Below are 22,942 nucleotides of genomic sequence, written 5' to 3'. Positions count from 1 at the left end.
TCCTACTTTTAATCAAACGCCAAACCTAATGAAGGGGATTATATTTACCGAATTCTTAGAAATGGTAGAGTCGGAATTCGGACTCGAAACCGTGGATGCCATTATCGAAGCTGCAGACCTGCCCTCCGAAGGAGTCTATACCTCTGTGGGAACCTATGAATTTAATGAGATGGTAAGCTTGTTGGGTGCACTCAATAAGAAGATTGACAAACCTGTATCTGACCTGCTATATGCCTTCGGACACTACCTTTTTGGAAGACTTGGTAAAACGCATCCGGAGGTAATTCAGAATTATACTTCTCCACTCGGATTGTTATACTGTATAGAAGACCATATTCATGTACATGTAAAAAAACTCTATCCGGATGCTCAATTACCTACATTTAAAATTCTGGAAAAAACCGACAATTCTCTTTCGATGATTTACTCCTCTTCGAGGGGTTTGTATCGGCTTGCCCATGGGCTTATTGAGAAATGTTTTGAGCATTTCAATACTTCTGCAACCGTATCCTATGAGTTACTTAAGGAAGATGGCACTGAGGTGAAATTTGATATTGTACAAAATGCCGCCTAACGAGATAGAAATACTCAAAAGGGCATTGGAACGCCAGAAAAAAGCGCGGCAGCAGGCAGAGAGAATCCTCGAAGAAAAATCCAAGGAACTTTTTGATACCGCTGAGCACCTGAAACGGGCCAATGCAAGACTGAACAGCTTGTTGGATGAGAAATCTGACGAGATGGATGCGGCCTTTCTCAATATTACAGACCCCTACGTAGTGATGGATCTGAATTTTGAGGTAATACGGACCAATGAGTCAGCAAAGGAATTCCTGGGGTTTGACTACACAAAAGAATCTATCAATTTGGCATCCCTGGTGCATCCGGATTATCTGCAATATACACAAGAGTCTATTGGCACCCTACTGGAAGTAGGGAGTCTAAGAAACTACAGAGCCAAAATCTTTACAAAAAAGCGGGAGCTGAAATATGTTCAGATTAATGCCAGCCTGATCCACAACAGGGCAGGCAAACCCATTGCGGCACAGGGGATCATTCGGGATATTACCCAAGAGATGGAAATAGAAGCGCTTCTATCCGAGCAACGGAAGCAACTGGATATCATTGTTGAGAATTCCCCGCTCGGGATTGTACTTACTGACAAGGGTAAGATCATCAAGAGTAACGCCGCCATGTTGCAAATGCTGGGATATTCACATGAAGAGCTTAAGAAATTAAGTGTATCGGATATTTCATCCTACAAGGATGTTAAGGGATCTAAAGAGCTGATCGAACAGATGAACAAGGGGGAACTGGACCACTTTACCCTGCATAAGAAGTATAAGCGGAAAGACGGAAGCCTTTTTATGGCCAAGACCTCCGTGAGCGCTGTTCGAAATACAGCTGGGGATATTGGCTACCAGGTCGCCATTGTGGAAGATATTACAAGGGAAGTGCAGGCCCGCGAACAATTGGAGGCTTCTGAAAACAGGCTGGCAACTCTTATTAAGAACCTTGAGATGGGGGTTTTGCTGGAAGATCAAAATCGAAGTATCGCCCTGACCAACAGTAAGTTTTGTCAAATGTTTGGGATACAGGCCAGTCCGGAGCAGATGATAGGAGCTGACTGTTCCAATGCCGCGGAAGAATCCAAGGGCTTTTTCAAAAATCCCGATAAATTCGTTAAGCGCATCGATGAAATCCTCCGGAAACGGGAAACCGTCCTCGCCGATGAACTCGAATTAATTGACGGCCGCATTCTGGAACGAGATTATATTCCCATTATCATCCAGGGCGACTATAAAGGCCATTTATGGACCTACAGGGATATAACGCTTCGAAAAACATTCAAAAGAAACCTTCAGGCAGAAAAAGATAAGTACAGCAGCATTATTGCCAATATGAATCTGGGGCTGATAGAAGTAGACAATGAGGATCATATTCAACTGGTCAATCAAAGCTTCTGCACGATGAGTGGTTATAATGAGGAAGAGCTCATTGGGCGCAAAGCCAGTGAAGTATTAAAGGTTTTTGACAAGTCTAAAATAGCAGAAAAGAATGCCAGGCGGCTGGACAATGTATCGGATTCCTACGAAATACAGGTAAAAGACAAAAACGGGCAGACCCGTCACTGGCTAATCAGTGGGGCACCCAGATACAATGAAGCCCAGCAGGTTATTGGCTCCATAGGAATCCACCTCGATATTACCGAATCAAAGCAACTCCAAATTCAAAAAGAACACCTTCTGGGAGAGTTGCAAAAAAGCAATAAGGAACTGCAGGAATACGCCCATATCGTTTCACACGACTTAAAATCGCCCCTTCGCAGCATCAGTGCCCTTGCCAGCTGGCTGAAGGAAGATTACCAGGATGTCTTAAGAGAAGACGGGGTAAATCAATTGCAAATGATGCAGGAGAAAATAGAGGGGATGGACAGTCTGATTAGTGGAATCCTGAAATATTCCAGTATAGACCGAAAGGCAGCCGATGAAACCGAAGTAGATCTCAATCAGGTAGTGGCGGAAATAAGGGAGATCATATTTATCCCGGAGCACGTGAAAGTTATAATAATGGACCCTTTACCGGTATTGGTGGCGGAAAAAACCAAAATTCACCAGTTGTTCCAGAATCTGCTCTCGAATGCCGTAATGCATATTGAGACGGACGAGGGTATCGTACAGGTCTTTTGCCAGGAATGTAAGTCCCACTGGAAATTTAGCGTTAAGGACAATGGGGTAGGTATTCCGGAACAATATCATGAAAAAATATTTAAAATATTTCAGTCGCTCAACAAAAGGGAGGGTTCAACGGGGATAGGACTGTCTATTGTCAAAAAGATTGTAGACTTATATTCCGGAAAGGTTTGGGTAGAATCCGAAGTCGGCAAGGGTACCACCTTTCACTTTACCCTCAAAAAAAATCGGGAATGAAAAACGAAGCTAATTTGGATTACATAAACCGACTTGCCGGGGACGATAAGGAATTCCGGGATCAGTTTATTCACATTTTGAAAACAGAATTCCCAGGAGAGAAGGAAGCGTATTTGCAGGCTCTGCAAAGAAAAGAATACCGCACTGCATCCGAGTGGGTGCATAAGATCAAGCATAAATTAAGTATTTTGAATCTTCATCAGGGACATACCCTTGCCGGGCTTCACGAAGAGGAGTTAAGAGACGGAAAAACAGACAAAGCTTCAGGCTTTTTGGACACATTGAATTATATTGAGGAGTATTTAAAACGCCTGACCGCATGAATTGCATAATTATCGATGACGAGGCAGCAGCAAGGGCCGTATTAAAGCAACTTTGTTCCAAAATGGACAACCTGCATGTGATTGAGGAGTTTGACAACGCTATTGAGGCCATCAAATTCCTGAACCAGCAAGACATTGATTTGATTTTTCTGGATATTCATATGCCGGGCTTTAGCGGGATAGACTTTGTTCAAACCCTGAAGAACCCTCCTAATATTGTGATGACCACCTCCGATACAGATTTTGCAATCGCTTCTTACGAGTATGAAACCATTGTCGATTACCTGGTAAAACCTATACTGCCGGAACGCTTTGAGAAGTGTATACAAAAAGTACAAAACAGCCATTTGACCAGGCCAAAAAAGGCGGACCTTCCCGATGGAGAGAACCGCGTGGGCGAAGACCTCTATATCAATATTGACCGGCGGCTGATAAAGTTGAAGTATAATGAAATTTTACTGATAGAGGCCAAGGGCGACTACATTAACATTAAAACGGAAACCGAAGAGTACCTGGTTCATACCACTCTTAAAAAGATACTGGCCAAACTCCCAGAGGAGCAATTCCTCCAAATACACAGATCGTATATCATCAACTTCACGAAAATCATTGATATAGAAGATAACAGTGTGCTGATCGAAAAGAACGTCATTCCAATTAGTCGGTCAAATCGGCCAGAGTTAATGCGCAGACTCAATTTACTTTAATCCGGGAGTTGACAAATCAGAAACGCCTTATGCGTTAACCAACTAATATGTCTTGGTAGCAAAAACAGGCTGTTTACTCAGCAGCCACTGAAGCTTTATCCCGGTTTCGGCAAATTCGAACCCTGCTGCAGTAGCTGAAGCGATATTGCTGTACTTTCCGAAACAGGTAGCACTGAGCCTTTTGGATAAACTGAATTGTATCCCGGCCTCGGCCCGGAAACTGGAACTGAAAGCCTGATCTTCTATTTGTTGTTTTCCCGTGGCCGCAGAGAGCACGAAGCTGGTAAACGGGCCAATCTTACCTCTGAAATCTCCAAAGATCTCTCCGGCCTGAAATTGGGAGGGGCTAAAATAAAGTTCGGGCAATTGCTCCTTAAAAGTCATGTACTGGTAATTTAACCCAAATTTTAAAAGTGGTTTTTGCAGCAGTACCTGGTAAAGGGAGGTAAAGAGCAGGTCCCTTTGATTTGAGTCGCTCTGTCTGGTGTGGATCACCTGGCTATACCATCCCAGGCCGAAGTTGGATCCCAGGTTATACGTCAACTGATAATGTTCCTGGACGATTTCCCTACTGATAAGCTCGGCATTGAAGTTTTGAATCTCCCGTTGGTAGCCCAGGGTAAGGTCTTGTAAATTAAAGGGTTTGGATTGTAATTGAAGCTGGAAAAGAGGCTGTGTGAAGGCATTTTCGGAAAAACGGGCATTACTCAACCCAAAAAGGGACTTCAATGCGGTTTTCGGCCCGATTTGGTATTGCAGGCCTGCACTTACCGACTCGGTTTCAGCCTTTAAACCATTAAGGGTATTTTCGGTGGTACGATAATCGTAAGTAACATGGGTAGTCCATCGTTCAGATAGAGCCAATTGCGCTGAGGTATTTGTGTAAAAGGCCTGGTTATTGCCATTATCAATGGTATAGGCGACCAGTTCTGTCAGGCGGGGGGCCAGGGCAAGATCCAGTTTTTCTATAAAAGCAAGGGCATCTTTTTGATTGGGATAGTATATAAGGGTCCTCCGGGCAGCATGGTAGGCTGGAATGATCTGGTTTGAGGCATACAGGGCATTGGCCCGGCCAAGGTTTCCATCAAAGGAAGTGCTGTCAGATTGCAATATCCGGGAATAATCAGCAAGGCTGTTTTTTACCCGCCCGGTATACAGGCCTAAGGTAGCCCTCAGGGCCAATAACCAGTTGCTGTCGGAATATTGGGTGTAGATACTGTCAATTGTTTGGCTGGCCCTTACAAACTTCCGATTCCATATGAGTGCCTGTATATACCTGCTGCTGGTTTGCTCCCTTACCGATGCTCCGGAATCCGGTGTTAGCATGCTGAAGCTTACACGGGCAGTATCCAGGGCAATTTTATTATTGCCATCCAAATGGTACGCAAGTGCTATTCCATTTAATGCTGTCAGGGAATCGCCGGTTATTTCAGCGTACTGTTTGTATATGGATCTGGCTGCTTCAAATTTACTGCCAAGCAGAAAACAATTTGCCAGGTCGCGCAAGGCCTCCGGATCATTAGGATAGAATTCAAAAATGGATTCAAGGAGTTGTTCCCCCCTTTTGTAGTTCTGCAATTTTATCTCTTTATCGGCACTTGCCAGCAAAATGTATTTTTTGGAAGTAAGTGCACTAGTGTTTGCCGGATCCAGCTTGAGGGCTTTATCTATCCAGAAAAGTGCTTCTGGATATTCCTTCAGATTACTAAGTGTATTGGCGAAACCCAGTAGTACCTCAAATTCATCAGGATATCGGTTTGCCAGTTCTGCATATAAGGGCCTGGCTTGGGTATATCGACCCGCCCATAATAGCGATTCATTGTAGTTCAGCTCTATTTCGAGATCAGCTGGATATTTTTCGAGCAACTCATTGAATTGACGATTTGCCTGTTCGGGTTTTCCATTTAAACCAACAGCCCGGCCATAGCATATTAATGCTGTTTTATTTTCGGGGTCTTCTGTGAGGTAGTCTCTAAAAAAAGACTCTGCTGTTTTAAAATCCCCGTTTTCGAGCATTTGAAATCCATCCTGAATCCCCTCTTGCGCATAGGAAATAAAAGGGGTCTGGATTAGGATTAACAGGGATAAAATTGAATTTCTCATAGGTTAAGCGGTGTTATTTCAGGAGCACTTGGGTACCCGCTGAAAGCCTGATTAGGGTTCAATGTAAAATTAGGCAAGCTTATCCCGCAGCCGAAGGGTGGAATACGTCATTCATCTACACTAATCCGCCGTCCGCCGAAGCCGGCTTATTTCAAGTGTCATATTCTGAGATATTTGCTTCAAAATTCGAACATTTCTTAACCCAAAATCTTTTACCTATGGCTCTTCAAATCACAGAATGTCGCGGAATATTTCACATTAACGGCGTACTCAATAGTGGGAATGCCCGCATTTTGATAGAACACATGAGCTGGTTCCTGTCACCAAACCGGCACCTTATCCTCAACCTGGAGAGGGTGCCGGCTATAGACCGGACTGCTGCTGTGGCACTAAAGCAACTATATATTATGGCTGGCAAAGCCAACGGTGCCTTATCAATAATCGGACGGGGGAATAAAAACATCCTCCCGATGCTCAGTTCCACCCAAGCCTTATATATCCTCAGTGATGATCGCGTTTAAACTTAGCACCGGGCGAATTGGTCCCCAACAATGGTTTATGATAAGTTCCCTGCTGGTAAACGGCGGGAACTACCTCTATAATCTGATCCTGGGACGGATGTTGGGGCCGGGCTTTTTTTCAGAGGCGGCCCTGATGGTTACCCTTTTGTTGATCCTGAGTTTCCTGGGAATGACCCTGCAATTAACCGTTACCAAGTTCAGTGCCCAGCTGCAGGCATGGGAGCAGGAAAGCCTGGTTGTTACCATGAACAGGTTAGCCATTTTCATTGGTGGGGTGTTGGGCATAGTGGTTATTTTATTGGCTCCTGTTTTGCAGGAGTATTTCCAAACTCAGAACGCCCTGATGTTTCGGATTTTTGGGCTGGGCATTCCAATTTACTTTTTATTGAGTATTAGCCGGGGGAACGCCCAAGGGCAGTTCGATCTGAAAAAACTGTCCATTTCCTATCAGTCGGAAATGTGGGGCAGGCTAATAGTTACCGCCCTTATCTTACTGATAATCCCTTTTCAACCAGGGATACTGGTTTCATTTGGTATATTGGTTTCATTGGTTCTGGGCTTTTTCCCCCTTTCGGGAGGAAAAATAAAACTCCTGAAAGCCCGGAGCCTCGAGACCAAAGTAAAACGGAATATAAAAGTATTTCTTTGTATAACAGCCTGTTATGAGCTCACCCAGATCCTCATCAACAATAGTGATGTGTTGCTTGTTAAGCGGTACTTTGATGCAGAACAGGCAGGTCTGTACGCTGCCCTGGCTCTTATTGGAAGGGTTGTCTACTTTATAGCATGGATGTTTGTAATGTTACTACTCCCGGAAGTGGTTCGTGCCAAAAAGGAAGGGAAGGCTACCGGTAGTTTGCTTTTTAAATATGTTGGCTACGTGGGGGTATTGTCAATGTTTATAGTATTAGCGTGTGCTATTTTCCCAAATGAGATTATCAAGCTCCTTTTTGGGATGGAGTATATCGCTATGGCAGGCTTGCTTTGGCAATATGCCCTTGCGACGGCACTTTTTGCCATCGCCAATATTTTCACCTATTATTTTCTTTCCCTTGAACAATATAAACCCATTTGGTTTTCTGCTGTTTTTGGCCTGTTACAGGTAATATTGATTGGCCTCTTTCACCGGGATCTGGAAATGGTCGTACAGATACAGATTTTTGCCATGCTTGCCCTTTTTGCTTCCCAACTTATGTATTTCAGGCAATCCTGGCTTTCAAATTAAGGACATCTGGGTTTCGTATCCCGGGTCGGACCAGATGCCCGTACAGCCCCAAACTTAAACCTAAGACATAACTCTATTTTGTAACACGTGGCCCTCCTTTCGGAGGGTCTTTTTTTTTGCCGCAACAGGAAACTATGCGGTTTTTCACACTATCGCCAGTGGTATTCGCCCTCTGATTGGCCGGCAGAACTAACCCCAGGAAACAAGCAGAAAATTTTAGTCGAATGATGTTATTCATTCATCTACACAAACAGGTCACCCGCCTTAAAACACCCCTATTTATTAAGGTTCAGAAGGATATTTGCCATATAAATCTATAACCCAATTTAAACTTAGCCTTATGAAATTAGCCATTGTAACTGCGTACCCACCCAGTAAAGTAACGCTTACCGAATATGGTTACCATCTTGTGAAACATTTCCGCCTCCAGTCAGAGGTAACGGAAATTGTCTTGTTAACCGATAAGACCGAGGCTCCTAAAGACCTCGCATTTACGGAGCCAGGTTGCCCCATAACCGTAAAGGAATGTTGGAAATTCAATGATATCCGGAACTTCTGGGGGGTTTTAAAAACCCTGCGGGCGTCGGGCCCTGACGCAGTGCTCTTTAACCTGCAATTCCTCAAATTCGGAGATAAGAAAATTCCCGCAGCCATCGGACTCTTATTGCCATTGGCATGCAGAATAATGGGGATCCCAACTATTTCCCTGCTGCATAATATTCTTGAGCAAGTAGACCTGGAGAATGCAGGAATCACCACCAACCCTTTCCTGAAGCGTATTTATAATTTCGTCGGCAGTACCCTGACCCGTTCTGTTCTGGCTTCTGATGTTCTCGCGGTAACCATCAGTAAGTACAAAGAAATACTAGAGCAGAAGTACGGCTCGCGTAACGTTGCCCTGATCCCCCATGGATCATTTGAAACACCTCCCGAACCGGATTTTGACATGCCTGAAGGCCCCTTGCAGGTTATGGCATTTGGAAAATTCGGCACCTATAAAAAAGTTGAACCGCTTATCGAGGCTGTAGAACTGATCCGCGAGCGTACAGCACTGGATATCCAGATTGTTATAGCCGGAACGGACAGCCCCAATACCCCCGGGTATCTGCAGGAAGTTCAAAACCACTACGCTGCTGTCAAAAACCTGAAATTTACAGGATATGTCGCTGAAGAAGATGTGCCGAATTTATTCGGAGAAAGTGCCGTTGTGGTTTTCCCATACACATCAACCACAGGGAGTTCCGGGGTGCTGCATCAGGCTGGCAGTTATGGTAAGGCTGTTGTTTTACCTGATCTGGGAGACCTCGGAATTCTGGTACGGGAAGAAGGATACAGGGGTGAATTCTTTGCGCCCGAAGACAGGGAATCCCTGTCCATAGCCATTGAGAAAATCCTTAAGGATGATCAATACAGGATTCGTTTGGGAAGACAAAACTACAAGGCGGCATGCTCGCTTCCCATGTCCAGAATTACAGAGATATACACAGGGTACTTTAAGGCTATTCGCTATGCGAAAAACTCCAAACAACGCCTGGCCCTCGAAGAATTATTAAAGGCTGAGGTGTTGGTACATAACGATTAGGTTAGTAGATTAGGTTGGTAAAGGGGTGACAAATAAATTGTCGCCCTTTTCCTTTTCTACAGTACTTAATTCTTTGCGGCCTCTTTTAATTTCCCCTCAGTATTTATCAGACCGTAATGACGCTGATAAGCCTTTCGCCAGGGCAGGCGTCCTACAACTTCTTTTGGGACCTTGTCAAAATCATAAAGGGTCCATTCAAAAGAAGATAATTTGTTATCTATTGTAAATTTCCTGATGGCTTCCATATATGCCGCTTGTTGAGCTTCTGAACCGGAAAAGCCATTCCAAATACCGCTATAACTGGATTTGCCGAATTCCTGTAAGACCACGGGTTTGTTCCTGGCTACTTTTCTAAGGTCCTTAAAACGTTCCGGCAACTCTGCCAGGTCTTCATAGTAATGAAAAGAAACAACGTCTACTACATCGGTTAGCAAACGGGCCTTCTCAGGAGAAGACCAGCCAATAGTAAGCGGGTGTTCGGGATCCCATTTGCGTAGCTGGTTTGCCATTTCCCGTAGCCATTGGAGCACCCGTTGTTGGCCCCTGGAACCGAAATCAAGGTCAGGTTCGTTTTTGAGGTCCCAGCCGAGGAGGGCCGGGGAATCCTTTATCGCCCTGACAATTTTTTCAGCATGCCTGTGGGTTAGGGTCCAGTCGCGAAGGTCGTAATTCCCGTAAAAGTCGAATAAGCTAACCAGGACTTTTATGTCCGATGCTTCTGCCAGCTCCAGTACCTCTTTCAGCTGTTGCAATACCTGCTCGTTTACTTTGGCCTCCCCAAAAACGCCGTAGGGAATAAAAATACGTATAGCATTAAATTGCAGAGACTGAAGCTTTTTGAAATCTTCAGCTACCACCTGCCGGTCAAAATAGGCGCCGAACATTCGCCAGGGACGCTCCTTAGGGTAATAGTTAATGCCCCGAACAGCCTGGAATTCAGGTGCAACCTGCTTTAGTTCGGGCTCGTGATGGGAAGGGATTTGCAACATTTGTCTAATGCGCCAATTCCCGTCTTCAAGAAGTAGAATAATCTGATAGGAACTTGTGGTATACTGTTGAAATACCAGCTTTTCATCCTGATAGCTTTCAGTATACTCACGGACATTATGGTCGTTTAAAACCACCATTTTTCCATCCAGGCTAAAAAATTCCAGTTCGGGATGATGTTCAATGGTCGTGGACCGGATTCGGGTATTTGTTTTATTGTTGTGTTCCAGCAGTGCTGCCAATTGCCGACGGGCATCCGCTGTAAAGTAGTCTTCCAGCCCGAATGGATTACTGTTTTCCAGGGCCACCTGGCGAACATACCAGGCACTTTTATAATCCCTTTCAAGTTCCGACAGCGTCTGGGGGTCCATCATTCTACCCTCCTGTCCCTCCAATTTCCAGGTCATGGCGGGTTGAAAGGCCAAATCCGGATCCTCACTAAGATGTAGCCTTCCCGCTCTGTCCGCCCCGGTGTTCAGAAAATTCCAGCTAGCGGCTATACCGTATATAAGCGCAGCGTTAATGACCAGAAAACTGGCAACCAACAATACCCGGTAAATATTTCTGGATCGGTTCATGGGTAATCTATGGTTTTGCTAATTCCAGCTACTGTCACTTCCATAACACCTGATTTTAGCCTCAGGCGAGTCGGTAATGTAAAAGATGACAGCCCTTGGAAGCTTCCAATTTGCTGGGTATGTACTAATTCTCCTGACAGATTCCTGATAGCCAGCGTTGTCATTACGCCATCCGGAATAAGCTGACCCATAAAACTTTGCATCGGCCCTACCAGAATTTTGGCTTCCAATGGGTCATATACAACTTTAAAATCCAGGATGGCAGGTTCGAATTTCAATTGAATTTCATTGCTTGTGGCCGCAGCAGGAATATAGGCCCTTATGCGCCAGGTACCCGGCCTAAGCGGGTGTAGCATACCAGCCTTCGCCACCCCGCTCAGGGTATGTCCGATTGTCTTCAAGGGGTAGCCTGACCCCGTCTGGACGGAAAAGACAACCTGGGTGCCATCTGCTACTATATTGCCGTTCCTATCGTAAATTTCAGAGGTGGCGAGGGCAATTATTTGATTACCGTCGGCATACGGATGATTGCGCTTTACATTTATCGTAAAATCCTCCGGGAGGAAGGGAAGCAAATTCAGGGTTAGTTCCTTGGACTGCTGATTTCCGACACGGGCGGAAACAAAATATTTACCGACTGCTGATCCCGAGGTAAACGCCTTATAGGCTATCATATTTTTTGTAAAGATGGTGTCTCGCTGTTTCACTCCTTCGAAATACTGCTTGAAGCTAACCGCTGTACTATCGGCCAGGGGATTACCAAACTGGTCTTGGGGCATTACTGCCAGCATACTTTGATCTGAACCATCTGCAAAAATACTAGCTGGCCCTATGTAGGACTCCAGGGTTGATGCATCTGGCAGTTCCGGATGAATCTGGATACTACCCTTTTCAAGGGTTGCCTGTTCCTTTATAAGGGTCCAGTTCAGATTGCCGGATTTTTGGCTGTAAAAATCCGGGAGCAGAAACTCGGGGTTTGGAGGATTACAGGATGACAAGAGGGAAGTTCCCCATGCATTTTGAACCACTAACCTGATTTTGCCCGATTCCGGGCCTTCAAAATGCAGCCGGATGGTATCGCCGGCCGTATAGAATTCATTGAAATCATGGGAATAAGTCAAATCAGAGGGATCTGTCCGATAGGAAGTTTCCGGGGAACATCCAAGGACAGCAAACGTTAGGAGCAATATGAGGGCCTTGTTTTTCATCTCCTGGGATTTCCAATAAATGCGTTCATGTCGATAGATATATAATGATATCCTGCTCCTCTGTATTGTATTCGCCCCGTGGTGTCGGGGTTTCTGTCTCTTTGCAGTTTAAATTTTTTCTGGATTTCCCTGTTGGGAATCCCATTTACAAAGCATTTTTCCAGGCTTTCCTGCAAAACCTCCAGGTCCTCCAGGTTCTTCAACTGGTATTGAAATGGCTGCGTGCGTTGTACACGGACGCCTTCCAAAAGAAAATGGTGGTCTACCCAGACCAAACCCCGGGAATCATCCTCATAGGCTACCAATAACTGCGGTATAGTTATTTCCTGAATCCCGCTGTTATAAAGCATGCCTGAGAGTTCACCTTTATTGATATTCAATTGTTGGAGGGCCATGGATTTATAAAGATCTGAGGTGGCAACATTTCCAGCACATTGCAAATCAAAAGTAACCGGTTCAGAATGCATTCTGACGGGAGTAAAGGTCTCCGGATCAAACGTCCCTGGCATCTTTTGATCTGCAGATGACCAGGCTATACCTTCAAAATCGATTCGAAAAGCCGTTATTTCTTTAGGCATCAACTTGTGTTTCAGATGGTATTTTGCATTATACCGTGCCAAAACCTTATTTTCTTTGTCATACAGGCTGCCCGTAACAGATATATCGGCAGGTACGTTATCGATGTTTTGAATTTGTCCCACAATGCTGTAGCGGCCTTTAAAGCGAACCATTTTTGCGGATAGCACTTCCAGTACAGGTTGCCTCAGAACATCTTCGTGATGGGTTTGCTGGGAGGTAACCCGCCGCCTGCCGTGGTTAAAAAATTGCGTTTCATTCATGGTAACCAACTGGTTGGGAGGGATATCCCGGTCTGGCGACACGGGTATTAAAAACCATTTCTTTCCTCTTTGTACAAGTTGGTGCTCAATCGATCTCCGAATCGTTTCCAGAGGGGTGATCCATTTGGTGCTTACCGTTAAGCGGGCTGCATTATTTGTGGTCTCAAGACGCTCAACTTCCAGGGAATCGAGTTTGGCATAGGAGCCAAGTAAGCCATCGGTAACTGACCTTTCCAGCATAAACTGGGCAATACTGACACTACTTTCAGGGTCTAAATACGCATGTGCCTTTTCAAATTCTTTATAATCGAGTGCATCGTAATAGGCTTTTACCAAGTTTTCGGGAGTGCCATGGTCATTATTTAAAGCGTAGTACCGGTAGGTACAAGCTGAAAATACCAAAAGCATTAATACCGCCCATAAAATGGTCAGTCTTGAGGCTAAGGGAGGCAGGCCACTAAATTCAGGAATATAGCTGTTTAATTGAACTTTCTGATTGAAGCTGCCCCGTATCCTGCGCCACCAACGGAGTTGTATATTGCAAATAAACGCCAGAACAAGTGTTGCCAAAGGAATTATACCCCACATGATCTTCAGAAAATCATTTACGGATTCCTTGGGTATAATTTTGGGTAGAGGAGAAACATTGAGTCGTTCCCAAACCATTATTCCGTTTTCAAGTTGTTGCAGACGCTGCCAGCCACAGAAATATAAAATGGGGTCGTAGAACTTATCGTTGGAGAAGATATATTTTAGATGGTACTTTTCCGGTACGGTTAAAAATTGCTGCAGGGAGCCGATACCTTCAACCCCTCGAAACTTTGAATTCTCCAGTCTTTCAATTGCCCGGGTAGTAAGCTCAGGTAGTCTCCTTGCCGAATGGTAATTTCCATCGACAGTCATGGCATTGGTCTGAGCAGACAACCAGGCCATCTGATCGCCGAATCCAAGGGTGAGATAGCGCCACTGGTCATGTTGATCCTGATTCAGAAAATTAACGATTGGAAGCATTTTTATTTTCTGAGGCTGGGCAGGTCTGAAGTAGCCCAGGCTCATGGTGAAAATCGCTATTCCAACATATAGGGTCCCCAAAACCCCAATCACCGTATAGCGCAAGGGCATTACAAATTTCTCAAGCTGCTTGTTTATATCTCCGGTGGTCAGCCTCCAGACAAATTCACCGAAAAGGGGCAGGGCCATAATACTCGCCCAAAGTGTAAATCGATCGAGTGTAAGAATATTAAAGGCATTCTCTCCCAGCAAGATTTTGGGTAAAGGGGTAGTTCCGCCTGTCCCCAATAAGAATAAAAGGGAGAAAGAGAGTCCGAAAAAAAATAACCTTTTGCTGAAAAATCGATAAAACAGATAGGGCAGGAGCAATAAGAGAATCCCCCACGGAATAATAAAGAAAACCAGGCCAGAAGAGGTAACCTCCAAAAAATTATCTCTGGAACCATGAGGGATGGGAACCTGAGTAATGGGATTATTCTTGGTATTTACCCAGTAAGGTAAGATACATACTACAATTAGAATTAACGAACCCATGCCAAAGGTCACAATGCGCCAGAACAATCTTCTGAATTCGGCCCAGAACACGCTAAAGGTTATTGCCCGGTTCTTTTTTACCCGGTCCTTACAGACGTCCATTATCACCAAACCGATTAATGGGAAGATAAAAAATACCATACCGAAAACAGGCGTCACATGATGGGAGGTAACCGTTACGGCTATGAGCGATAAAGAACTGACCAGGTAACGCGCCTTCCCGTATCTGACCCAGGCGTATATCTCCGGCATGGCATGCAGCAATACTGCAATTCCCATAAGGCTCGGCAGTTGACCAAAAAGGTGCAAAGTTTCCAGGAACATTGAGGAAAATACACTGATTAGGGCGGTATAGCCAGCAACCGCTTCGCTCCCGGTTAAAACCTTTGCAAATCGGTAGATGCCGCTAATAAACAACACAACAATTAGCAGTGCCATTGTAAAGAGGCCGAATTTAAGTCCGCCAACATAAGAAAGAAGTGCTATGCACTGATGCACGAGCGGGGGATAGGCCTGCACCGTAAACCCGGTATACCAGCGAAAATCCCAGGGTTCAAACCAGTCTTTTGCGTAATGATCGGCAAAAAAGAGGTGAATAAGGGCATCATAGGTAGATTCCAGGGTAAAGAAGATACCTACCCCATGGAATATAAGCCCTAAAATCAAGGCAATAGCCAGTATTTGATGCGCTTTTTGATTCATACCCTCTGTAAGAAAATATAACAGGATAAAGATCGAAATATTGTTGCAATAAAGGCTTACCACTCGTCTTGTAGTAGCTTCCTTTGGTCTACACAAACGAGCGATTGGTCTTATACCATCTATTTAAGTATTTATCGGGAATTAGATTTGTACCAGAAATATCAAATTTTTAACCTCAAACTTAACCTATGAAAATCCTAGTAATTGACGATCAGCAACTGGTATTATTGTCTTTAAAAAAGAAATTAACCGAGGCGGGCTATACTGTAGAAACGGCGGCCTGTATTCAGGATGGTATACGCCTCTTCGATACCTTCAGCCCTAACCTGGTTTTGGTAGACATGAATATGCCGGAAATGTCGGGGCGAATCCTGGAAAATTGCACCGGGAAGGAAGTTGTAAAATACATCCGAATGTTCCGAAGCAGCCAGGTTCCAATTATGGTTTTGTCCGGGAATACCTCAGAATCCCTGATTTTGGAAAATTTTAAACTGGGAATTACAGATTACCTTAAAAAGCCAGTTGGTCTTGAAGAACTGCTGGCCCGTATTGGAAAAACCATAGGTTTTCCGAATGAATCAGACAAAGTGCTTCAGCGCTCAAGCAGACAGGTTTTGGGTAAGCATTGTGTTGGGGTGGTAATACCTTGTTATAACGAAGCTGGGAGGTTAAACGCTGAGGTCTTCAAAGATTTTGCTTTTAACAACCTTGGGTATCATCTATGTTTTGTAAACGATGGCAGTTCAGATAATACTCTTGAGGTTTTGCGCGAGATAAGAAGGGGTAATGAAGACCATATCAGTGTTTATAATTGCCCTGTAAATGGTGGGAAGGCTGAGGCTGTAAGACGAGGAATGCTGCACCTGGCAAAAGATTCGCAATTCGATTATATCGGCTACCTCGATGCAGACCTGTCTACAGATTTTCGGGATTTTAACGAATTGGTCCGTACCCTGGAAGATTCTACCTTTAAAATTGTGAGTGGATCGCGCATCAGCCGGATGGGAGCCGACATAACCAAGGAATCGGCGAGAAAAATCATAAGTAAATCCATTAACCTGATCATACAGAGCATTTTGGGCATGCCATTTAAGGATACGCAATGCGGGGCAAAGGTTATGAAAAGAGACCTTGTCCGGAAAATGTTCAGCAGGCCGTTTGTAACCAAGTGGCTCTTTGATGTCGAAATCTTTATGCGAATGAAGTCTGAATTCGGACAAAAAGACGCGATTGATTTCATTTGCGAACAACCCCTGAAGCGATGGAAACACGCCGATGGATCCAAATTGTCTTACAAGGATTCCCTTAGAATATTCCTGCAATTATTCAAATTAAGCTGGGTATACCGGAAAAAGAAAGCTGGAAGAGTTACTCATAATGTTTTGCAACCTGATCAGAAAACAGTTCCGAATTTCTTAACTTAAATTCAAGGGCATTTCCGTCAGCCTTTTCCCGGTGAGTCTGAATACAGCATTGGCAATGGCAGCTGCAACAGGGCCCAGAGGCGGTTCACCTACCGGGCCGGGCCGGTCGATGCCCTGCAGCAGGACCACTTCAATTTCTTTGGGGGCGTGTTTCATCAGGGCCATCTGGTAAGGCCCGTATATTTCCGGTTGTAACTCCCCGTTTTCTATGGTCATTTCCTCAAACATTGCGGCGCTCATACCCATAATGACAGAGCCCTCGCATTGCGCCCGTACCTGGTCGGGATTCACGGCTATTCCAGGGTCCATGGCCACAGTGAATTTATGCACCTTAATTACATTGTTTTCCACAGATACCTCCGCTACCTGGGCGCAGGGGGTACCCGCATCCGTAGAGGCGGCAAAGCCCATGGCGCGGCCTCCTTTTATTTCTTCAGTATAACCTGATGCCTCAACCGCTGCCCGTATGACATTTTTCAAGCGTATACCAGCGGCATCTTCCGGGATATGCACGAGGCGGAATTCGGCCGCATTCACGCCAGCTTTTTGGGCCATCACATCCATAAAACTTTCAATGGCAAAAGTGTTGGCCAATAGCCCCAGGCTGCGCCACCAGCTGGTGGCAAAGGGCAGTTCAACATGCCAGTAGGTGCTGCGCAGGTTTGGCACAGCGGTGTACTGCAGAAAGCCGCCGCGGATAGCACCAATGTCGGCCCCAAGGATGGTTGGCAGCCCGGCCGGCATCAAAGGCGAATTATTGCCCACGGCCCCGCTTACAAAATGATGTTCGAGATGCCTGAGTTTGCCATCCGCATCCAGGCTGCCCTTCATGACATGATGGGTAGGGGGGCGGAACATGTCGTGCTGGAATTCCTCTTTCCGGCTAAAGAAATATTTTACGGGCCGCCCCACCGCCCTGGACATCAAAGCGGCCTGAATGGCATGCGGGGTATGCAGCCTGCGTCCAAAACCTCCCCCCAGGTAGGTGGGGATCACATTTACGTTGGCTTCTTCTATTTCGAGGCTGTCGGCTACTTCCTTGCGGGTCAGGGCCACCACCTGGGTAGAAATTATCAGTGTTACTTTGTCTCCTTCCACGGAGGCTACCACCCCATTGGGTTCCAGTTGGGCATGTGCTCCGATAGGGGTTCGGAATTCCATTTCTACCGGCTGGTCCTTCCCGGCCAGGGCCTTGCCTTCTTTCTGGATGATGGAACTTTTTCCGTTCCCGACCTGAATCTGTTCAAGGATGTCTGCTGTAGTCAGATCAGCCGGGGCTTCCCAGCTAACTGAGATGGCGTTCTTGGCGTTTTCAGCCTGTGTATAGGTCTCCGCTACTACGCCTATAAAGTCTGCTTCACTGATGATTTTAACCACCCCCGGCATCTTTTCGGCTGCTGTATAGTCTGCACTAACAAAGCGCGCTCCAATTTTAGTGGGCCGTACCACAGCTCCGTATAGCATATCGGGAAGGGCGGCATCCATACCAAAGATGGGATGCCCGAAAATTTTAGGGTGCAGGTCTACCCTGGAGATGTCTTTGCCAATCACCCGGTGTTCCCCTACTGGTTTTAGAGTAGGTGCTTCCGGGATATCCGTATCCTGCAGTGTACTCGCAACCGCTGAGAGGGGCAACCAGTTTTTATCAAAGCCAATCTGCCCGTCCCGGATTTGGATCTGTTCTTTAGAAGCAGCCAGCTTCTGGGCAGCCGCCCCTTTCAGCATTTCGCGAAAGGTAGCCGCGAGCTCGCGAAGCGGAACCCACATGCTGGCAATGGACGTACTTCCGCCTGTGCTTATCCCATCCACATTCCCAGTGGCACTGGCAGCATGCACTATCCGGAGTTCTTCCGGATTTATTTCCAGTTCTTCGGCAGCCAGCTGTACCATCCCCGTAAAGGTGCCCTGGCCCATTTCAACCTTGGGGGAATGTAAAATGATATGGTTGTTCTGATCGATTTCAAACCAGATCATGGGGTCGTCCGCCGGCCCCACATAGGCCATCTCCATGGTGTTGGCCATTTCCAGTATTGAACGGCGTATCGGATTTCGGAAAATATAGGACCCTACGGCTACTACCCCTATGGTTCCAAGTCCCCCGCGGATCAGGAATTTTCGTCTCGAGATGTTGCTTTTTGCTGCCATTTATGAATTCTCAGTGGCCTTTTGGGGCTTGGTTTCGGCCTGTATGGCAACAGCCCGGTGGATTGCCTTCCGCATGCGGTAATAGGTGCCGCAGCGACAGATATTGGTGATAGCACGGTCAATGTCTGCGTCGCTGGGTTCGGGGGTTTTGTTTAGCAGGCCGGCCGTGGCCATCATAAAGCCGGGCTGGCAATATCCGCATTGGGGTACAATTTCCTCACTCCAGGCCTGTTGTACCGGATGCGGTTCTGCTTCACTCCCCAGGCCTTCAATCGTGGTTATTTCTTTACCAGCAGCCAGCCGGGCAGGATAAACGCAAGACCGGAGGGCCTCGCCATCAATAAGTACGGTGCAGGCACCACAGGCCGCCTTCCCGCAGCCAAACTTGGTCCCTTTCAGGTCCAGGGTATCCCTTAAAACCCATAGCAGCGGGCTGCTTTCGTCCGTTACTGTTATATTCCTCGAACTTCCGTTTATCGTTAGGGTGAGTTCCATCCTTTATTTTCAGGCTTGAAATTACTTGTAATAGTCTTATGAAAGTACGAAAAATCCCGCTGAATTTTGGTGCCGCCTTATTGTAAAATACCGTTAAATCATAACAGGGATACCACATGGGTCCCCTCGGACAATCGGAAGGTGATGGGCTCGCATTTCATCCCGAATGCACGTTGGTAGGCCTCTTTGGTTTGTTCGGTAAAATCGTCCATCCTATCTTCTTTTACAAGGTTAAGGGTACACCCTCCGAATCCCCCACCCATCATCCGGGCCCCGACAACCCCCTTGTGTGCAGCGGCAGCATCCACCAGAAAATCCAGCTCCGGACAGCTAACCTGATAAGCCTGTGAAAGGCCCTGGTGGGTTTCAAAAAGATAATTACCCAAAGATTGGGCATCCTTGTTTTCCAGGGCTTTATATGCCAGCTGTACCCGTTCGATTTCTTTTACTACATAAGAAACTTTCTGAAAAGCATCTTCAGCTAATACCCCTTTCTTTTTAAGGCCTTGCAGTTCCTGCAGGTTACACTCCCTCAGGGATTTTTTCCCTAATAGGGTAGCTGTTCTTTCACAAAGCGCACGCCGTTCATTGTAGGCAGAATCCGCCAGGGCATGGCTGATTTTCGAGTTGATCAATACCCAGATATATCCATTCATGGTTCCGTTAACTGCAGTATATTCCATGTTCCGGCAATCCAGGAATAAAAAGCGGCCTTTCTCCCCGAACATGCTGGCGAATTGGTCCATAAGCCCACATTGTACCCCTGCATAATTTTGCTCCGCCCGCTGGGAAACCAGGATCATCTGTTCCCTGCTGAGCTTGCAGCCAAACAATTCATTCAGGCCAAAAACGATTCCGTTCTCCAGCGCCGCAGAAGAAGAAAGACCAGCCCCCTGTGGCAGGTTACCGCCAAAAACGAGATTGAACGCGCCAAGGGGGCAACCCAGCTTTTGCATTTCCGCAACTACTCCGATTACATAGTTACGCCAGCCTCCTTTTTCAAGGGGATAAAGCGCGTCATTGAGGTCAAATTGGAAGGATTCCCCGAGATCCGCAGCGATCACTTTGCAAAGGCCCGCAGGCTTGCTCGCCGCTTTCTGTACTGCTACAACAACGCCTTTATCAATGGCTGCAGGCAAAACCAAACCTCCATTGTAATCCACATGTTCCCCAATCAGGTTAATACGTCCCGGGGAGGCGATTATGAACGGTTCAGAACTGAATGCATCTCTGAATCGGTTTTTGATTTTTTGTATGAGGTAGGGGTCCATAGCATTTCCGATAAGGGCTTACCACCGCTTTTTCAGACCGGCAATTAATTTGTCTACCGTCAGGCCCTGAACCACTATAGAAAAAATGACCACCACATAGGTCATTACCAAAAAGAGTTCGCGGGACATTTCCGCGGAAAGGCCCAGGGCCAGTGCAATGGAGATGGCTCCCCTGAGGCCACCCCAGGTCATGATCAGGTTGGTGTTGGGGACAAAATCCAGCCGTTTTGCGAAGAAATTTACAGGTATCAGCAGGGACAGGTAACGACAGAGCAAGGTAACTGGGATAATAATCAGGCCGGCCAGGATAAATTCCATTTCCAGATCCAGTACCAGCATCTCCATCCCGATCAGGACAAATAAGACGGTGTTCAGCAGGATGTCTATCAGTTCCCAGAATTTATCCACATATACCTCTGTGGTTTCAGACATGGCGGCATTGCGGACCTCCGGACCGCCTATCATCAATCCTGCCGCAACCATGGCGAGCGGTCCGGAAACATGCAGGTATTGGGCCGTGGTAATCCCAATCATGACTACGGCCAGGGTTATGATTACCTCAATGGAGTAATCGTTTATCCCCCGCATCATCCTGAAACTGATCCAGCCGAGTAATATCCCCAGAATAAGACCTCCGCCTACTTCATGGACAAATAGCTTAACAACTTCCCAGAGTGAGAAATCAGTCCCACCGCTACTGGCCAGACCAAAAATGGTCAGGAAGACCACCACTCCAACCCCGTCATTGAACAGGGATTCTCCCACAATTTTGGTTTCCAGTTTTTTAGGGGCACCCACCTTTTTGAGAATTCCCAGGACGGCTATAGGATCCGTAGGGGAAATAAGGGCCCCGAATAGCAGGCAATAAATAAAATCCACCTGAAGCCCTGCAAGTGGAAGGAGGAAATAGGTGGCCGTTCCGATCAGGAAGGTGGAGACCAGTACCCCGAAGGTTGCAAAGGCCAGAATGGGCCAGCGCTGTTCCCGGATTTTGTCAAGGTCTGTGTGCAGGGCACCTGCAAACAGCAGAAATCCCAGCATCAGGTCCAGCAATACGGTTTTAAAATCGATCTGGGAGATGATGTAACGTTCTGCCTGCAAGAGGGAATCATCTATATAGCTCAGGGCAAAGGCCCCCAGGGTAAAGACGATACTGATAACCATCAGCCCGATCGTATTGGGAAGGCGGATATATTTTACATTCACATAGCCAAAAATGGCTGAGATAAAGACCAGGATTGAGGTGATCAGGAAATAATCCATAGGTAGCGTCGGTTTTAGGAAGCTGAAAATTACATTTTTCCGTCCGATATACCCAAATATGAAAATTTCAGGAAGCCGAATTTGAAAACGAATCAGGATTCAAATGGGTTCGTTATCTTTAATTCTCAAAAAAATCAAACGCATGGAATTTAAATGGCAGGGGGTGATGCCTGCACTCACTACAAAATTTAAAGGTGACGACACCCTCGATCTGGAGTATTTCGAAAAAAATATTGCCGCCCAACTGCAAGCGGGGGTCAGTGGGTTAATCCTGGGAGGTACCCTTGGCGAGGCCAGTACCCTTACCAATGACGAAAAAATAACGCTGATCAAAACCGCCACAACCTGTGCGGAGGGTAAGGTTCCGGTAATTATGAATATTGCGGAACAAGGCACCAAAGGTGCCGTAACGGCTGCCAAATCAGCTGAACAATCCGGGGCCAGCGGGCTGATGCTATTACCCCCCATGCGGTATAAGGCTACCTCTGGGGAAACAGTGGCATACTTTAAAGAAGTAGCCAAGGCAACGGATTTACCTATCCTTATTTATAACAACCCTGTGGATTACGGGATAGAAGTGACCCTGGATATGTTTGAGGACTTGCTCGAAAGCTGTCCCAATATCGGCGCCGTTAAGGAATCAACCCGGGATATCTCTAATGTAACGCGTATCAAAAACCGATTCGGGGACCGTTTGAAAATCCTGACCGGCGTAGACACCCTTGCACTGGAGAGCCTGCTAATGGGTGCTGATGGCTGGGTAGCCGGGCTGGTTTGCGCCTTCCCTGTGGAAACGGTAGCCATTTATGCTTTGGCCAGGGCCGGGAAAACCTCTGAGGCCCTTAGGCTTTATCGCTGGTTCCTGCCCCTGCTGGAACTGGATATAAACCCGCAGCTGGTGCAGAATATCAAACTGGCCGAGGTCGCAACCGGGCTGGGATCAGAAGCGGTACGCCCACCAAGGCTGCCCCTGGAGGGGGCCGAACGAAAACGGGTGCTCGGCATCATTGAAAAAGCCCTCAAAGCAAGGCCCGAAGTGCCTGCCTACAAGGAATTTCTTAAATGATTTTATTCAAAACCAGGAGGAGAGGAGTACC

At 46.4% G+C, this 22,942-nt stretch carries 17 protein-coding genes; 9 read left to right on the top strand and 8 right to left on the bottom strand.

The genetic code is table 11. The features are described 5' to 3' along the window. Positions 1-28 precede the first annotated feature (28 nt). Genes ACT6NU_RS00940 through ACT6NU_RS00925 form a run of 4 tightly spaced genes read left to right on the top strand, consistent with a single transcriptional unit; the run spans position 29 to position 3,957 of the window. Complete coding sequence (locus ACT6NU_RS00940) at positions 29-574, top strand: heme NO-binding domain-containing protein (protein ID WP_445382586.1); 546 nt, start codon at positions 29-31, stop codon at positions 572-574. After that, complete coding sequence (locus tag ACT6NU_RS00935; protein ID WP_445382585.1) at positions 564-2,927, top strand: PAS domain S-box protein; 2,364 nt, start codon at positions 564-566, stop codon at positions 2,925-2,927. The genes ACT6NU_RS00940 and ACT6NU_RS00935 overlap by 11 nt, the downstream gene beginning before the upstream one ends. Then, positions 2,924-3,250: an Hpt domain-containing protein gene (locus ACT6NU_RS00930; protein WP_445382584.1), complete on the top strand. Its 327-nt coding sequence runs from the start codon at positions 2,924-2,926 to the stop codon at positions 3,248-3,250. Before ACT6NU_RS00935 ends, ACT6NU_RS00930 begins: the two co-directional genes overlap by 4 nt. Next, positions 3,247-3,957 (top strand): LytR/AlgR family response regulator transcription factor, encoded by a 711-nt coding sequence (locus ACT6NU_RS00925; protein WP_445382583.1) that lies wholly within the window; start codon positions 3,247-3,249, stop codon positions 3,955-3,957. The genes ACT6NU_RS00930 and ACT6NU_RS00925 overlap by 4 nt, the downstream gene beginning before the upstream one ends. Before the next feature lie 42 nt (positions 3,958-3,999). On the opposite strand, the gene ACT6NU_RS00920 is transcribed toward ACT6NU_RS00925, so the two are convergent. Continuing rightward, on the bottom strand, positions 4,000-6,060 hold the full coding sequence (locus ACT6NU_RS00920; protein WP_445382582.1) for a tetratricopeptide repeat protein: 2,061 nt from the start codon (positions 6,058-6,060) through the stop codon (positions 4,000-4,002). Between the two features lie 218 nt (positions 6,061-6,278). Between ACT6NU_RS00920 and ACT6NU_RS00915 the strand changes: the two genes are divergently transcribed. From ACT6NU_RS00915 to ACT6NU_RS00905, 3 genes are all read left to right on the top strand, one after another. Then, entirely contained in the window at positions 6,279-6,581 is a 303-nt protein-coding gene (locus tag ACT6NU_RS00915; RefSeq protein WP_445382581.1) for an STAS domain-containing protein, read from the top strand. Positions 6,582-6,618: 37 nt separating this feature from the next. After that, positions 6,619-7,806, top strand: a complete 1,188-nt coding sequence (locus ACT6NU_RS00910; protein WP_445382580.1) for a sugar isomerase — start codon at positions 6,619-6,621, stop codon at positions 7,804-7,806. 340 nt (positions 7,807-8,146) lie between these two features. Continuing rightward, the gene (locus ACT6NU_RS00905) at positions 8,147-9,388 is read left to right on the top strand and encodes a glycosyltransferase (RefSeq protein ID WP_445382579.1); all 1,242 of its coding nucleotides are present in this window, start codon (positions 8,147-8,149) and stop codon (positions 9,386-9,388) included. Positions 9,389-9,453: 65 nt separating this feature from the next. Here the strand turns inward: ACT6NU_RS00905 and ACT6NU_RS00900 are convergent, their stop codons facing one another. The 3 genes from ACT6NU_RS00900 to ACT6NU_RS00890 are packed head-to-tail and all read right to left on the bottom strand — an operon-like array spanning position 9,454 to position 15,247. Beyond that, complete coding sequence (locus ACT6NU_RS00900) at positions 9,454-10,953, bottom strand: cellulase family glycosylhydrolase (RefSeq protein WP_445382578.1); 1,500 nt, start codon at positions 10,951-10,953, stop codon at positions 9,454-9,456. Further along, complete coding sequence (locus ACT6NU_RS00895; protein WP_445382577.1) at positions 10,950-12,161, bottom strand: hypothetical protein; 1,212 nt, start codon at positions 12,159-12,161, stop codon at positions 10,950-10,952. The genes ACT6NU_RS00900 and ACT6NU_RS00895 overlap by 4 nt, the downstream gene beginning before the upstream one ends. After that, positions 12,158-15,247, bottom strand: coding sequence for a hypothetical protein (locus ACT6NU_RS00890; protein ID WP_445382576.1), 3,090 nt, complete (start codon positions 15,245-15,247; stop codon positions 12,158-12,160). Before ACT6NU_RS00890 ends, ACT6NU_RS00895 begins: the two co-directional genes overlap by 4 nt. A 188-nt stretch (positions 15,248-15,435) precedes the next feature. Between ACT6NU_RS00890 and ACT6NU_RS00885 the strand changes: the two genes are divergently transcribed. Next, the gene (locus ACT6NU_RS00885) at positions 15,436-16,671 is read left to right on the top strand and encodes a response regulator (protein WP_445382575.1); all 1,236 of its coding nucleotides are present in this window, start codon (positions 15,436-15,438) and stop codon (positions 16,669-16,671) included. Here the strand turns inward: ACT6NU_RS00885 and ACT6NU_RS00880 are convergent. The 4 genes from ACT6NU_RS00880 to ACT6NU_RS00865 all read right to left on the bottom strand — a co-directional run bounded on the left by ACT6NU_RS00880 (position 16,663) and on the right by ACT6NU_RS00865 (position 21,845). Further along, the gene (locus tag ACT6NU_RS00880; RefSeq protein ID WP_445382574.1) at positions 16,663-18,816 is read right to left on the bottom strand and encodes a molybdopterin cofactor-binding domain-containing protein; all 2,154 of its coding nucleotides are present in this window, start codon (positions 18,814-18,816) and stop codon (positions 16,663-16,665) included. The two genes, ACT6NU_RS00885 and ACT6NU_RS00880, sit on opposite strands and share 9 nt — an antisense overlap. Continuing rightward, a complete protein-coding gene (locus tag ACT6NU_RS00875) occupies positions 18,817-19,311 on the bottom strand; it encodes a (2Fe-2S)-binding protein (RefSeq protein WP_445382573.1) in 495 nt (164 codons plus the stop codon). It lies immediately after the preceding gene. A 98-nt stretch (positions 19,312-19,409) separates the two neighbouring features. After that, a complete protein-coding gene (galK, locus tag ACT6NU_RS00870; protein WP_445382572.1) occupies positions 19,410-20,582 on the bottom strand; it encodes a galactokinase in 1,173 nt (390 codons plus the stop codon). A gap of 18 nt (positions 20,583-20,600) precedes the next feature. After that, on the bottom strand, positions 20,601-21,845 hold the full coding sequence (locus ACT6NU_RS00865) for a cation:proton antiporter (protein ID WP_445382571.1): 1,245 nt from the start codon (positions 21,843-21,845) through the stop codon (positions 20,601-20,603). A gap of 142 nt (positions 21,846-21,987) precedes the next feature. Here ACT6NU_RS00865 and ACT6NU_RS00860 point away from each other — a divergent pair, with 142 nt between their 5' ends. Next, complete coding sequence (locus tag ACT6NU_RS00860; protein WP_445382570.1) at positions 21,988-22,911, top strand: dihydrodipicolinate synthase family protein; 924 nt, start codon at positions 21,988-21,990, stop codon at positions 22,909-22,911. The last annotated feature ends 31 nt before the right edge of the window (positions 22,912-22,942 follow it).

The organism is Robiginitalea rubriflava (genome assembly GCF_052540725.1).
Note: the sequence above shows the minus strand (reverse complement) of the source record. Positions and strands in the feature narration are given on the sequence as shown.